This window comes from Martinezella dioscoreae (genome assembly GCF_009176305.1).
Classification (GTDB): domain Bacteria; phylum Pseudomonadota; class Alphaproteobacteria; order Rhizobiales; family Rhizobiaceae; genus Rhizobium; species Rhizobium dioscoreae.
Genome location: NZ_BLAJ01000007.1, coordinates 146568 through 160975, shown reverse-complemented (window position 1 = coordinate 160975; position 14408 = coordinate 146568). Strand labels below are relative to the sequence as shown.

Sequence of the window (14408 nt, the reverse complement as noted above, 5' to 3'; positions counted from 1 at the left end):
TTTGAGTACTGTCGAACGGAAAATGCAGGTGCGGCCCAAAAAGGGCCGTGCCGCTCCCTTTTTCATGGGGCTGCTGCGATTCCTCGTCGTGGCCGTCACCACCTATCTCGGCCTTCTGGCCGTCACCTTCTTCATCGGGCGCGTCATACCGATCGATCCGGCGCTGGCGATCGCCGGCGATCACGCGCCGCAGCAGATATTGGAACGTCTGCGGCGCGAGATGCATCTCGACGAGCCGCTTTATCTGCAGTTCTATTATTATCTCGTGAGCGCTCTGAGCGGCGATTTCGGCACGTCGGTTCTGACGACGAATCCGGTCATGGATGACATCAGGCGCGTCTTCCCAGCGACAATGGAGCTCGCGACGGTCGGCACGATCATTGGCGCCATCTTCGGGGTTCCATTCGGTGTGCTCGCCGCGGTGCGCCGCAACAGCATCATAGACCAGATCGTCCGCGTGATTGGCCTCGTCGGCTATTCCGTGCCGGTCTTCTGGCTGGCCATGGTTTCGCTCGTCATCTTCTATGCGAAGCTGAACTGGGTCGCCTATCCCGGCCGCATCGACATCGCCTATGAATATACTTTCACGCCGGTCACCGGGTTCTTCCTGCTAGACAGCGCTATGCAGGGGCAATGGGACGTCTTCTGGGACGTGTTCCGCCACATCATCCTTCCGGCGTCGCTGCTCGGCTATTTCTCGCTTGCCTATATCAGCCGCATGACCCGCAGCTTCATGCTGAACGAACTAGGCCAGGAATATATCGTTGCGGCCCGCGCCAAGGGCCTTTCCGAGACGCGGGTGATCTGGGGGCATGCCCTGCGCAGTGCCGCCGTGCCGCTGATCACGGTGATCGCGCTTTCCTATGCCGGGCTGCTCGAGGGATCCGTGCTGACCGAGATCGTCTTCTCCTGGCCGGGCATCGGCTTCTATATCACCAGTTCGCTGCGCAATGCCGACATGAATGCCGTTCTCGGCGGCACCATCGTCGTCGGCACGGTGTTCATCGGCATCAATCTGATTTCCGATCTTCTGTATCGGACGCTCGACCCAAGGACCCGACGTAAATGACTGTCGAGACCACTCAACCCAGCTTGAGGGACTGGCTGCTCTCCGACCGGCCGCAGTCGCGCCGGCAGGCGAGATTGGGACGTGCCTACGTCACCTGGCGGCAGTTTTCCGCCAATCGCCTGGCCGTCATCGGGCTCGCGATCATCATCGCGCTCGTGCTCGTGGCGGCGCTCGCCGATGTCATCGCTCCGCATTCGCCCGTCATCGGCGACTTGACGAATGCCTATCTGAAACCACCGGGCACGCCGGGCTATCTTCTCGGCACCGACGATCTCGGCCGCGATATCCTTTCGCGCCTCATCTACGGTTCGCGCTGGACACTCTACATCGTCATTCTGGTCGCGATCATCTCGGCGCCGATCGGGCTGATCATCGGCATGGTGTCGGGCTATCTGGGCGGCTGGGTCGATGTGATCCTGATGCGCATCACCGATATCTTCCTTGCCTTTCCGAAGCTTGTGCTGGCCCTTGCCTTCGCCGGCGCCCTCGGCGCAGGCATCGAAAATGCCGTCATCGCGATTGCTATCACCTCCTGGCCGCCCTATGCGCGGCTGGCGCGCGCTGAAACAATGACGGTGCGGCGTTCGGACTATATCGCCGCCGTGCAGCTCATGGGTGCCTCGCCGCTGCGCATCATCTTCCGCCATGTCATGCCGCTCTGCATCTCCTCGGTGATCGTCCGTGTGACGCTCGACATGGCCGGCGTGATCCTGACGGCCGCCGGTCTCGGCTTCCTGGGGCTCGGCGCGCAGCCGCCGCTGCCGGAATGGGGCGTCATGATCGCGAGCGGCTTCAAATACTATCTCGATCAATGGTGGGTGGCGGCCATGCCCGGCATCGCGATCCTCATCGTCAGCCTCGGCTTCAACCTGCTCGGCGACGGCCTGCGCGATGCGCTCGATCCGAAGGAGAGCGGGCAATGACGGCACTTCTGACCGTGGAAAACCTTAAGGTTCGCTATCCGACCCGTACCGGCGTCATCGACGCCGTGCGCGGCGTCTCTTTCACGCTGGGTCGCGAGCGGCTTGGCATCGTCGGCGAGAGCGGTTCCGGCAAATCGCAGACCGGCCGCGCCATCATGGGACTGACGCCGCCGCACGGCATCGTCACAGCCGACAAGCTCGATTTCAGCGGCATTGACTTGCTGTCGATCTCGGCCAAAGAGCGGCGCTCATTGCGCGGCAAGCGCATCGCCATGGTGCTCCAGGATCCGAAATACTCGCTCGATCCTGTCATGACCATCGGCAAGCAGATCACCGAGACGCTGCGCACCCATGAGAAGGTGAGCAAGGCCGAGGCTCGCGATCGCGCCCTTGCCATGCTGGAAGCGGTGCAGATCCGCGATCCCGCCCGTGTCTACGACCTGCATCCGCACGAGGTTTCGGGCGGCATGGGCCAGCGCGTCATGATCGCCATGATGCTGATCGCCGGGCCGGAGCTGCTGATTGCCGACGAGCCGACTTCGGCGCTCGACGTCACCGTTCAGCTCGATGTCCTCAAAATCATGGACAAGCTCGTCTCCGAGCGTGGCATGGGGCTGATTTTCGTCTCGCACGACCTGCGGCTGGTGTCGTCCTTCTGCGATCGCGTAATCGTCATGTATGCGGGTAAGGTGGTGGAAGAACTCAAAGCTGCCGAATTGAACAATGCCCAGCATCCCTATACGCGCGGCCTGCTGAACTGCATGCCGGTCATTGGCGAAAACAGGCATCCGCTGCCGGTGCTCGACCGCAAGCCGGAGTGGGCGGCATGACGACAGCACTCGCAGTTGATGGCCTCAGTGTGGTCTATGATGGCTATTATGCGCTCGACGCCGTCGGCATCGACGTGAACAAGGGCGAATCCTTCGGTCTGGTCGGCGAGTCTGGCTCCGGCAAATCGACGCTGCTGCGCGCCGTTGCGGGCCTTGCGCCCGTCACCGACGGCAAGATCCACGTCGGCGGCGAACAGCTGAAGGGCGCCCGGCGCAGCAAGACCTTCTATCGCCAGGTACAGATGGTGTTTCAGGATCCCTACGGTTCCCTGCATCCGCGCCAGACGATCGACCGGTTGCTGCTTGAGCCTTTGTCGATTCATGGGATCGGCGACACGGAGACCCGGATCGCCAGGGCGCTGGATGAAGTCGGCCTCGGAAAGGGCTTCCGCTTCCGCTATCCGCACCAGCTCTCCGGCGGCCAGCGCCAGCGCGTCGCCATTGCGCGCGCGCTGATCGTGGAGCCGTCGATCCTGTTGCTCGACGAGCCGACTTCGGCGCTCGATGCCTCGGTGCAGGCCGAAGTGCTCAACCTACTTGAGCAGGTTCGCAGGGATCGCCATCTGACCTTCGTTATGGTCAGCCACGATCTCGGCGTCATCACCCATATGTGCGAGCGTCTGGCCGTCATGCGCAACGGCGCGGTCGTCGAGAGGCTGACCGCGAAGGAACTGGCTGTCGGCGATGTGAAGGAAGATTACACGCGCAATCTGATGGTCGCCAGCAAGGGGTTCGTCCGCGCCTGAGCGGCGGCTTGTGCCTCACCGGCGCGTTAACGAACTGGGCGCGTAAACACGACCAATCGTATAGACTATTGACACCTGCCGCAATTCTGTCATGATCTCGTTAATGGCAGTTAACTTTCGTGATCCCGACAAGGGGCCAGACGTTAAGTGGAGGCAGGCATGTTTTTCATGGGTGGCATGACCATGGGCTATCTTCATCCGCCGGTTCCGGCGAAACGGGAAGGTGCACGGTCCGCTACTCTTTCTGACGAAAACTGCCGCCGCCAGGCCGGACCTGCCGAAGAGCAGACGGCCGATACCAGCGCCATCGAGCGCAGCTTGATTTGGGCCCGCCGCATTCTTTGCTGAATTGGCATTGCCGATCTTTCGGGTCCTCGACTTCAGATGGTTTAATTTTTCTCGGCTCGCGTTCTGGACGGAAATTCATCTCTACCTAATTGATAGGAAATGTATGAATATCCGTCCCGGGCTTGGCCTGAGAGACATATAAGAAACGAACGGAGGCAACACATGGCGAATTTGGGTATTTCGAATGCGCATGTGAATCAGTTCGATGGTTCCAAGCGCGCCGCCAAGACGCGGCAGAAGATTCAAACAGCGATTCATGTCGTCCTGTTTTCGGCTGCATTCCTGTTTGTCGCGGCCATTGTTTGTGGGCTTGTCGTCTAAGGCGACGTTTGGCCGGTGGCGGCTTTGTTCCGCCGCTGATGTGGGGCCGATGCGGCCCATCTCTTGAAAATCGGGAAGTTTGCGGGTCCGGTCAATCACGACTGGTCGTTTTTCTCCTTGTGCAGCTTCCGATCTCGTTTCATCGGCAGAGTTTCGCCGGGCAAGGAAAATTTGCTCGGCCGATGGAATGTGCCGTGTGGAACAGTAAACTTTATCTCAAAATATGGCGCGGCGAGAAGGCGATGAATGCCGTGCTCGACCAGCTGGTGGATGACGAAAACCGCATCATCCGGCTGTTCACGCCGCCCTTTGCCAAGTCGGCGCGTGATCCGGGTTACATCAAGTCCTATCCGCCTGGTGTGGGCGAGAATGGCGGCCAGTATACCCATGCGGCCACCTGGGTCGTCATGGCGCTGGCCGAGATGGATCGCGGTGACGATGCCTGGCATTGCTTCGATATGCTGAACCCGATCAACCATGCACGCGATCGTGATCAGGCCGATACCTATCGTGTAGAGCCCTATGTGGTTGCTGCTGATATCTACGGCGAAGGACAATTGACGGGCCGTGGCGGCTGGACCTGGTACACGGGCTCCGCCGGCTGGCTGTATCGCGTCGCTGTCGAAGGCATTCTCGGTATCCGCGTGAAAAACGGACGACTTTTCGTCAAACCGGCATTGCCCTCGAACTGGGATGGCTTTACGGCGGATATCGAGCTGCCGGGCGGAAATTACCGTATTTCCGTCTCAAAAGCGCCCGATGTGGCGGGATACTCGGTCACTATCAATGACAGGGCGGTCGCCCATCCCGAAGAGGGCTATCCGGTCGGACAGTAGCGTTTCTGCACTGTTTCGCTTCGACGATCGGGGCCAAAGGGGGAACTCTTTGGCCCCGATTGCATTTGAGTGTCGGAACAGGAGAGTTTTATGAATTCGAGGGCGAATATGAGCTCGGTGTCGGCACAACGAGTGAGTTTGCCGAAGCCGGTCTCCCAGAGGGATACCCGACTGGATGTTCTCAGAGCCCTGGCTCTGATCATGATTTTCATCAACCATGTGCCGGGGCAGATCTTCGAGGATTTCACTTCGAAGAATTTCGGCTTCTCCGATGGTGCCGAAGCCTTTGTGCTGATCTCCGGCATATCGGTCGGCCTTGCCTATGGAACGAGATTTCTTCCGGGCAATCGGCTGAACATGGCATGGAAGGCGATCAAACGTGCCTTCACGCTTTATACCGCGCATATGATCACGACCTTCGTGACGCTGGTGCTCTTCATTTCTGGCGCGTGGCTTTTCCACCAGAAGGGCTTGCTCTGCGAAGTGAATATCCTTGCCCTGCTGATGGACCCGGCGCGCGGCATTCCCGCGCTGCTGACGCTCGGGCACCAGATCGGCTACAACAACATTCTACCCATGTACGGTGCCTTGTTCCTGATGCTGCCGCTGATCATGCTGCTGGAAGCAAGAAGCCCCCTACTTCTGCTCGCAATTTCGGTTGGCGTCTGGCTGGTGTCCGGCATCTATTACATCGCGCCGCATACGACATTGCTTGAGGGCTTCTGGTTCCTCAATCCGCTATCCTGGCAGCTGCTTTTCGTCATCGGCTTCGTCGCCAGCATGCATGTCAAGCGCGGCGGGCACATCCCTGCCCATCCGGTTCTGATCGGGCTGGCCTGCGCCTATGTGCTCGTGTCTTTCATCTGGGTGACCGACAAGCTGTGGATACTCGGCGACTACCTCGCCATGCTCGGTCTGCCGACCGTCGTCACCGGCTTCGACAAGACTTTCCTGTCGCTGCCGCGGCTGCTGCATGTTCTGGCGCTTGCCTATCTGATCGTCAGCATCCCCGCCATTTCGGCGTTCCTGCGCCGCTCGGCCAATCACCCGCTGACGATCCTCGGGCGGCATTCGCTGAACATCTTCGTTGCCGGCACCATCCTCGCCATGGCTGGTCAGGTCCTTCTCTACGTGACCAACAAGAGCCCCGTCGTCGGCGCCATCTATGTCGTCTTCGGCATCGCTGCCCAGTTCCTCTATGCCTATCATCTCGAGCACAAGCGGCTTCAGCTTGCCGGCCAGCGCGCGGCGAAGAAGCCTGCCGCACCGACTGCAATGCCTGCGCATTTCGGAAAGCCTCACTGAAGGTTGCTGCCGCGCTGCGTGCCTGTGCTGTTCGGTGCATCGATCTTCGTGCGATTGCCGAGAAAAGCAGGCCCTACCGTCAAAATTTACCTTAGTGTTATGCGCAGCTAGCTCCCAAGCGCGTCTAAATCAGAACGGGACATGATCGCCCAGATCTTCAACCTGTACCCCGAGAGCCTTCGCAAGGGCCCTTCTTCCGCTATCAGGCAACCTTGTAAGGCTGCTGGCGATCGCTTCCTGCCACGATGGCCCTCTCGCGCACGCCTCTTCGTAGGCATCGGCTAAGACGTCGCCTTGGCGTGTCTCCACGAGGGCCTCGAAAAGCAGGGAGGCCTGAGATCGATCCTTGTCTGCCTTGGTGCGTCCCAACGCGTCTGTGAGCCGTCTCGATGCTACGATGAGTTTGTGGACGGCAAACCGCTCGGGAACCGGAACTAACACGCTTACACCTTCACGATGAAGAAGCACGGTGCGGACAGGTTCGTAGATCAGGTAGTCCAAGAATCGTAGGCTTTCCGCCGACGCGCCTCCGAGGGCGGGCATGGGCGATGGTTTGCCGGAATACTCGTCAGATCCCCGGTTGCTCGTGAGAAACTCTACTCGATAGCCCTTTGCGTTCACGAAAGCGACGACCTTTGCCTGATCCGATTGGTGCGGGATCGCTCGGAAGCTGGGATCAACCGACTGGAGGACTTCCAGCACGGGTGGCAGACTATCCCCAACTTCTGCCGAGATTGCAAAATCCTGCGCGAAATCGGCATCACTTGTCTGCATTGCCGACGAGGGCAGCCGAACACCAAGAAGGCCCGCATAGGTACCGAATGCCACAGATCCGATCAGGACGGCCCGCAGTCGGAACAATCCGGCGTCCGCAAGGGCCTTCGTGATGTCTCCAGCGAATGGGTCTGGACCGGGAAGACCAGCGCGACGCAAGGAGCTGACCATGCGCCGGCGTTCCTTGATGTTGTCCTTGATCTGCTTGTGGGCGTTCACCCGCGCCGTGATTTCTTCGTCGCTGTGCGGGCCGACATAGCGTCGCTTGTCGCCGTTTGGTGTAGGGAGATCGAAATACCAGTAGTCGCGGCCCTTGACGGGAACCGTGACGAAACGCCCCTCCAGAGGGAAGTCCGCATGGAACTGGCCATCGAGTGCGCGCTGTGCGAGTTCCGCGAACATTGTTCGGTATACAATATCGATTTCTTTCATCGATATATTCCTCTGAAGCGTTGCGTCCGCGCGGTCGTCAGCTGGTAATCATTTCCTTGAACGCGATTTTGCGACGACATAGTTATAATGTTTCCGTAGAAAGATTATAACTCATTTTGCCGGCGTCAACGATTGCATCAATTATAATTTCTTCGCGAAAACATTATAACCAGAGCAGAACTCCGGTTGGCGCTTGTTTCACAAATATCGTTCGCCCACAGCCTCAACAGCAAAAAAGCCGGGAGAGCATCGCTCTCCCGGCTTTGATCTTGGGCCCCTTGCGAAGATCAGGCGGCTTCGCTTTCCGTTGTGTGTGCCTTGCGGACTTCCTCGTCCGTCAGGATACCGCTGGCGCGCAGCAAGGCGGCGAAGCGGCCGTTGCTCTGGCTGAGCTCGTTGAAGCTGCCATTCTCGATGATGCGGCCGTTGTCCAGGAAGAGGACCATATCCGCCTCGCGGACCGTCGACAGGCGATGCGCGATGATGAAGGTCGTGCGGTTCTGGCGCAAGTTGTCGATCGCCGTCTTGACCCGGTTTTCGGTTTCGACGTCGAGCGCACTGGTCGCTTCGTCGAGCACCAGGATCGGCGCATCCTTGAGGATGGCGCGGGCGATCGCGATACGCTGGCGTTCGCCACCCGAGAGCTTGTTGCCACGCTCGCCGACGCGGGTATCGTAGCCGCCTTCGCGGGTTTCAATGAAGTCGTTGGCGGCGGCGGCCTGGGCTGCGCGGATCATTTCCTCCTGCGTCGCACCTTCACGGCCGAGGCGGATGTTGTCGCTGATCGAGCGGTTCAGCAGGCCGGCATCCTGGAAGACGGTGGCGATGAAGCGGCGCAGCGACTTGCGGGTCACCTTGGTGATGTCGTGACCGTCGACGAGGATCTGGCCCTTCTGCGGATCGAAGACACGCTGCAGCAGGTTGACGAGCGTCGTCTTGCCGGCGCCCGTCGGGCCGACGATGGCGACGGTCTGGCCAGCCTTCACCTTGAAGGAGATGTCGTGCAGGCCCTGCGACGAGTTGGCGAAGCCGAAGGATACGTCGCGGAACTCCACTTCGCCCTTGACGTCCTTGATTTCGGCAAGGCCGGCCGGCTCTTCGCGGTCGCGAACCGAATCTTCCAGCGTGTAGAAGTCTTCAAGCTTGGCGCGAGCTTCGAAAATCTGGTTGGCGAAGTTGCGCAGCTGCTCCAGGCGGCCGATCAGCACGTTGGCAAAGGCGATGAAGGTGATGAGCGCGCCAAGGCTCAGGCTGCCGTCCTGGACCAGAATGGTGCCGATCATCAAGATCGCCATCATGGCGACAGTCGAGGCCGTGCGATTCAGCGCGCCGGCAAGAGCCCACCAGTCGAGCACCGGATACTGAGCCTGCAGCAGGCGCTCGGTGAAGGACTTCAGTGCCTTGGTTTCGGCTTCGATGCGGTTATAGCTGTGCAGCACCGAAACGTTGCTGATCGAGTCGCTCACATGCGAGAAGACGGTGTTGTAATGGCTCTCGACCGAGCTCTGGCCATCCTTTGTGCGGTTCATGACCAGACGGCCGATGATCCAGTAGAAGACGCCGAGCAGGACGAGGACCGCGGACAGTCGCAGGTCCATGGCCATGGCGGTCGGGATCATGATGACGAGCGCGACGGCGGTCGTGAGGTGGTTGCGCATGAATTCCAGCCACAGGCCGAACAGCGCTTCGCAGGCGCGAAGCAGCGTGTTCAGCGCGCTTGCGGTGCCGCGCTGGCTATGCCAGGACAGCGGCATCGAGATGATGCGGCCGAATGCTTCGGTGAGCAGGGAGGCGCGGCGGCCATGCGCAAGGCGGTCGGCCTCGCGGGACACAACGATGAAGGCGACAGCACTGAAGACGGCGAAGCCCGCCCACAGCATCATCGTCGGCGTGACGGCTTCTTTCTTGGCAATGGCGTCGAAGATACGGCCGAACAGGACCGGTTCATAGATGGTGGTCATCGCAAGCGCGATGTTTGCGACCACCACCATCCAAACGCGGTAGCGATACGCGCCAAGATACTTCAGGGCTCTTGCATAGACTTTGAACAGTGACACGTCAGGCACCCTCTTTGCATCAGCAAAACTCGGAATGCTGCGACACTACAGATCGGTACCTGAACCGGCGATTAACGGAATCTGAAGCTGTTTTTTCAAGGGAATTTCCCGCCTGACGCGTGCTGTCGCAGCGAGGTGCTATCGGCCGCCGCAGAAATGTGACAATTTGGGGACGACCCTGCCGCGACATCATCCGTTACTATTAAGTCACGCCGAGCGCGGCCATTCACGGTTGAATGGTAAAAAAATCGCCAAAGGCGTTCAATTTCGCGCCGGCCTGAGTATGTTGCCGCCGATTAAGCGCGCTATGGGGCCAGGCGAGCAAGGTGGCAATGCTCGTCCGCCAATAATTCAGGCTGCGAGGCCGAGGGGTAAATGTGAATATCCATTCGCTAATAGAATTGCTTGTGGTTATCGAAGAATGCGAGCGTACAAAGGATGTCGTGGCCGAGCTTGAGCTTGTGCTCCGTTCCTACAAATTCGATTTCTACGGTCTGCTGCGGCAGACGAGGCCGAATGTCGATATCGCCAACTTCATGCTGGCAGGCCGCTGGCCCGATCAATGGCCGCTGACCTATGTCCGCAAGAGATACATGCTCGTCGATCCGGTGGCGCGCTATGCCACCAGGGCACAGCGCCCCTTCCGCTGGAGGGATGCCGTGGCTGCGCACAAATCGGACCCGCTCCGGCGCCGGATGGAGCAGATGATGGCGGATGCTCGTGCCAACGGGCTTATCGACGGCTATATTTTTCCGATTCACGGACGAAGCGGTCTGCTCGGCAGCATGACGATCGGCGGTGAGGCGGTGGATCTTTCCCCGACCGAGCTTTCGCTCTTCGATGCCGTGGCCAGAAAGGCCTTCTGGCGGCTGCTAGAGCTGCGCGACGAAGCGCAATTGCTCGAGGAACAGGAGAAAGCCGATCTGAAACTGACCAAACGCGAGATGGAGGTGCTCAACCATCTGGCCGACGGCATGACGTCGATCGAGATCAGCCGGCTGCTGACGATCTCCAATCATACCGTCGACTGGTACATGAACAGTATCCAGGACAAGCTGAAGGCCAGAAATCGGCAGCACATTGTTGCCATCGCTTTCAGAAACGGACTTATTCCGTAACGGCAACTATTTTGATGTCGGATGTCGCAGGAGAAATTGAACTTCCTGTGACAAGAAGTTAAGAATTCTCTTCGCGGGTGCAGCATTGCCCGTTTCGATGCCGTGAGGAGACAGCATTGCCCATATCCAAGATCCTGGTTGCCAACCGTTCCGAAATCGCCATCCGCGTATTCCGCGCCGCCAACGAGCTTGGCATAAAAACGGTGGCCATCTGGGCCGAGGAAGACAAACTCGCGCTGCATCGCTTCAAGGCCGACGAGAGCTATCAGGTCGGCCGCGGTCCGCATCTTGCCCGCGATCTCGGGCCGATCGAGAGCTATCTGTCGATCGACGAGATCATCCGCGTTGCCAAGCTTTCCGGCGCCGATGCCATCCATCCAGGTTACGGCCTGCTGTCGGAAAGCCCGGAATTCGTCGATGCATGCGATGCCGCCGGCATCATCTTCATCGGCCCGCGCGCCGATACGATGCGCCAGCTCGGCAACAAGGTGGCCGCCCGCAATCTTGCGATCTCGGTCGGCGTGCCTGTCGTGCCGGCAACCGATCCCTTGCCTGACGATATGAAGGAAGTCGCCAAGATGGCGGCCGAGATCGGCTATCCGGTCATGCTCAAGGCCTCCTGGGGCGGCGGCGGCCGCGGCATGCGCGTCATCCGCTCCGAGGCCGACCTTGCCAAGGAAGTGACGGAAGCCAAGCGCGAGGCGAAGGCCGCCTTCGGCAAGGACGAGGTCTATCTCGAAAAGCTCGTCGAGCGTGCCCGCCATGTCGAAAGCCAGATTCTCGGCGACACGCATGGCAATGTCGTGCATCTGTTCGAGCGTGACTGTTCGGTTCAGCGCCGCAACCAGAAGGTCGTCGAGCGTGCACCGGCCCCCTATCTTTCCGATGCGCAGCGTCAGGAACTGGCCGCCTATTCGCTGAAGATCGCCAAGGCGACGAATTATGTCGGTGCCGGCACCGTCGAATATCTAATGGATGCCGATACCGGCAAATTCTACTTCATCGAAGTCAATCCGCGCATTCAGGTCGAGCATACGGTGACCGAAGTCGTCACCGGCATCGATATCGTCAAGGCGCAGATTCATATTCTCGACGGCTTTGCCATCGGCACGCCGGAATCGGGCGTTCCGAAGCAGGAAGACATTCGACTCAACGGCCATGCGCTGCAGTGCCGCGTGACGACGGAAGATCCGGAGCACAATTTCATTCCGGATTATGGCCGCATCACCGCCTATCGTTCTGCGTCCGGCTTCGGCATCCGTCTCGACGGCGGCACCTCCTATACCGGCGCGATCATCACCCGTTATTATGACCCGCTGCTGGTGAAGGTGACGGCCTGGGCGCCGAACCCGCAAGAGGCGATCGCCCGCATGTACCGTGCGCTGCGCGAATTCCGCATCCGCGGTGTCGCGACGAATCTCACCTTCCTCGAAGCGATCATCACGCACGAGAAATTCCGCGACAACAGCTACACGACGCGCTTCATCGATTCGACGCCGGAACTGTTCCAGCAGGTCAAGCGCCAGGACCGCGCCACGAAGCTTCTGACCTATCTCGCCGATGTCACGGTCAACGGCCATCCGGAAACGCGCGGCCGTCCAGTACCTTCGCCCAAGGTGGCGCAGCCAGTGTTGCCCTATATAGACAGCAATATCCCCGACGGCACCAAGCAGTTGCTCGACAAGCTCGGCCCGCAGAAATTCGCCGAGTGGATGCGCAACGAGAAGCGCGTGCTGATGACAGACACGACGATGCGCGACGGCCATCAGTCGCTGCTTGCGACACGCATGCGCACCTATGACATCGCCAGCATCGCCGGCACCTATGCGCGCGCCCTGCCGCAGCTTCTGTCATTGGAATGCTGGGGCGGCGCCACCTTCGACGTCTCCATGCGCTTCCTGACGGAAGATCCATGGGAGCGTCTGGCGCTGATCCGCGAGGGCGCACCGAACCTGCTGCTGCAAATGCTGCTGCGCGGCGCCAACGGCGTCGGCTATACCAATTATCCCGACAATGTCGTGAAATACTTCGTCCGTCAGGCGGCCAAGGGCGGCGTCGATCTCTTCCGCGTCTTCGACTGCTTGAACTGGGTCGAGAACATGCGCGTGTCGATGGATGCGGTTGCCGAGGAGAACAAGCTCTGCGAAGCGGCGATCTGCTACACGGGCGACATCCTCAATTCGGCGCGGCCGAAGTACGACCTGAAATATTATACCGATCTCGCCGTCGAGCTGGAAAAGGCCGGCGCTCATATCATCGCGCTGAAGGATATGGCGGGCTTGCTGAAGCCGGCCGCGGCCAAGGTGCTGTTCAAGGCGCTGCGCGAGGCGACCGGTCTGCCGATCCACTTCCATACGCATGATACCTCGGGCATTGCCGCTGCGACCGTGCTTGCCGCCGTCGATGCCGGCGTCGATGCCGTGGATGCCGCGATGGATGCGCTGTCGGGCAATACCTCGCAGCCTTGCCTCGGCTCGATCGTCGAAGCCCTCAAGGGCTCCGAGCGTGATCCGGGCCTCGACCCCGAATGGATCCGCCGCATCTCCTTCTACTGGGAAGCCGTGCGCCATCAGTACGCCGCCTTCGAAAGCGATCTCAAGGGACCGGCCTCGGAAGTCTATCTGCACGAAATGCCCGGCGGCCAATTCACCAACCTCAAGGAGCAGGCCCGCTCGCTCGGGCTTGAGACCCGCTGGCACCAGGTGGCGCAGGCCTATGCCGATGCGAACCAGATGTTCGGCGATATTGTCAAGGTAACGCCGTCGTCCAAGGTGGTCGGCGACATGGCGCTGATGATGGTCAGCCAGGACCTGACGGTCACCGATGTTGAAAACCCGGCCAAGGATATCGCCTTCCCGGATTCGGTCGTCTCCATGCTGAAGGGCGATCTCGGCCAGCCGCCGTCCGGATGGCCGCAAGCGCTGCAGAAGAAGGCGCTGAAGGGCGACAAACCCTATACCGTCCGCCCCGGTTCCCTGCTTGCCGAGGCCGATCTCGATGCGGAGCGGAAGGTCATCGAGACCAAGCTGGAGCGCAAGGTCGACGATTTCGAATTCGCCTCCTACCTGATGTATCCGAAGGTCTTCACCGATTACGCGCTGGCCGCCGACACCTACGGCCCGGTCTCGGTGCTGCCGACGCCGGCCTACTTCTATGGTCTCAAGGAAGGTGATGAGCTCTTTGCCGAGATCGAGAAGGGCAAGACGCTCGTCATCGTTAACCAGGCGATGACGGCGACCGACGAGAAAGGCATGGTGACGGTATTCTTCGAGCTCAATGGCCAGCCGCGCCGCATCAAGGTGCCGGATCGCGCCCATGGGGCTTCCGGCAGTGCCGTGCGCCGCAAGGCGGAAACCGGCAATGCCGCCCATGTCGGCGCGCCGATGCCGGGCGTCATCTCCACGGTCTTCGTCTCGCCCGGCCAGGCGATCAAGGCCGGCGACGTGCTTGTTTCCATCGAGGCCATGAAGATGGAGACGGCGCTGCACGCCGAAAAGGATGGCACGATCTCCGAGGTGCTGGTGCGCGCCGGCGACCAGATCGACGCCAAGGATCTGCTCGTCGTCTACGGCGCATAATCCAAGCTTCGCTGAGATATGAAGGCGGCCGAATCTGGCCGCCTATTGCAGACGGGAGCTTTGGTCGCGGG

Annotated in this window: 11 protein-coding genes and 1 pseudogene; 10 read left to right on the top strand and 2 right to left on the bottom strand. The window is 60.1% G+C overall.

The window, feature by feature from the left end; all coding sequences use genetic code 11:
* Position 1: 1 nt before the first annotated feature.
* From GDN47_RS24665 to GDN47_RS24635, 8 genes and pseudogenes are all read left to right on the top strand, one after another.
* Positions 2–1069 (top strand): ABC transporter permease, encoded by a 1068-nt coding sequence (locus GDN47_RS24665; protein ID WP_113352743.1) that lies wholly within the window; start codon positions 2–4, stop codon positions 1067–1069.
* A complete protein-coding gene (locus GDN47_RS24660; RefSeq protein WP_069611510.1) occupies positions 1066–1992 on the top strand; it encodes an ABC transporter permease in 927 nt (308 codons plus the stop codon). The genes GDN47_RS24665 and GDN47_RS24660 overlap by 4 nt, the downstream gene beginning before the upstream one ends.
* On the top strand, positions 1989–2822 hold the full coding sequence (locus GDN47_RS24655) for an ABC transporter ATP-binding protein (protein WP_152094445.1): 834 nt from the start codon (positions 1989–1991) through the stop codon (positions 2820–2822). Before GDN47_RS24660 ends, GDN47_RS24655 begins: the two co-directional genes overlap by 4 nt.
* Entirely contained in the window at positions 2819–3568 is a 750-nt protein-coding gene (locus GDN47_RS24650) for an ABC transporter ATP-binding protein (RefSeq protein ID WP_152094444.1), read from the top strand. The genes GDN47_RS24655 and GDN47_RS24650 overlap by 4 nt, the downstream gene beginning before the upstream one ends.
* Before the next feature lie 159 nt (positions 3569–3727).
* Positions 3728–3916, top strand: a complete 189-nt coding sequence (locus GDN47_RS24645) for a hypothetical protein (RefSeq protein ID WP_112724137.1) — start codon at positions 3728–3730, stop codon at positions 3914–3916.
* 162 nt (positions 3917–4078) lie between these two features.
* A complete protein-coding gene (locus GDN47_RS32125; RefSeq protein WP_173002559.1) occupies positions 4079–4237 on the top strand; it encodes a hypothetical protein in 159 nt (52 codons plus the stop codon).
* A 227-nt stretch (positions 4238–4464) separates the two neighbouring features.
* Positions 4465–5073, top strand: a pseudogene (locus GDN47_RS24640) (GH36-type glycosyl hydrolase domain-containing protein); the annotation flags it as partial.
* A 108-nt stretch (positions 5074–5181) separates the two neighbouring features.
* Positions 5182–6378: an OpgC family protein gene (locus GDN47_RS24635; protein ID WP_233790107.1), complete on the top strand. Its 1197-nt coding sequence runs from the start codon at positions 5182–5184 to the stop codon at positions 6376–6378.
* A 129-nt stretch (positions 6379–6507) separates the two neighbouring features.
* Here GDN47_RS24635 and GDN47_RS24630 read toward each other — a convergent pair whose 3' ends face one another.
* The gene (locus GDN47_RS24630) at positions 6508–7584 is read right to left on the bottom strand and encodes a nucleotidyltransferase family protein (protein WP_113389768.1); all 1077 of its coding nucleotides are present in this window, start codon (positions 7582–7584) and stop codon (positions 6508–6510) included.
* Between the two features lie 287 nt (positions 7585–7871).
* Entirely contained in the window at positions 7872–9641 is a 1770-nt protein-coding gene (locus GDN47_RS24625; protein ID WP_113352737.1) for a glucan ABC transporter ATP-binding protein/ permease, read from the bottom strand.
* A 377-nt stretch (positions 9642–10018) separates the two neighbouring features.
* On the opposite strand from GDN47_RS24625, the gene GDN47_RS24620 reads away from it, so the two are divergent.
* Together GDN47_RS24620 and pyc are read left to right on the top strand one after the other, a co-directional pair.
* Positions 10019–10759 (top strand): helix-turn-helix transcriptional regulator, encoded by a 741-nt coding sequence (locus GDN47_RS24620; protein ID WP_113389770.1) that lies wholly within the window; start codon positions 10019–10021, stop codon positions 10757–10759.
* Between the two features lie 116 nt (positions 10760–10875).
* Positions 10876–14337, top strand: a complete 3462-nt coding sequence (pyc, locus tag GDN47_RS24615; RefSeq protein WP_113501596.1) for a pyruvate carboxylase — start codon at positions 10876–10878, stop codon at positions 14335–14337.
* Positions 14338–14408 lie beyond the last annotated feature (71 nt).

What these genes read in the sequence shown, in the direction of transcription:
- GDN47_RS24660 (WP_069611510.1), top strand. Translation starts at nt 1,066, where the DNA reads ATGACTGTCGAGACCACTCAACCCAGCTTGAGGGACTGGCTGCTCTCC.
- GDN47_RS24655 (WP_152094445.1), top strand. Translation starts at nt 1,989, where the DNA reads ATGACGGCACTTCTGACCGTGGAAAACCTTAAGGTTCGCTATCCGACC.
- GDN47_RS24650 (WP_152094444.1), top strand. Translation starts at nt 2,819, where the DNA reads ATGACGACAGCACTCGCAGTTGATGGCCTCAGTGTGGTCTATGATGGC.
- GDN47_RS24645 (WP_112724137.1), top strand. Translation starts at nt 3,728, where the DNA reads ATGTTTTTCATGGGTGGCATGACCATGGGCTATCTTCATCCGCCGGTT.
- GDN47_RS32125 (WP_173002559.1), top strand. Translation starts at nt 4,079, where the DNA reads ATGGCGAATTTGGGTATTTCGAATGCGCATGTGAATCAGTTCGATGGT.
- GDN47_RS24635 (WP_233790107.1), top strand. Translation starts at nt 5,182, where the DNA reads ATGAGCTCGGTGTCGGCACAACGAGTGAGTTTGCCGAAGCCGGTCTCC.
- GDN47_RS24630 (WP_113389768.1), bottom strand. Translation starts at nt 7,584, where the DNA reads ATGAAAGAAATCGATATTGTATACCGAACAATGTTCGCGGAACTCGCA.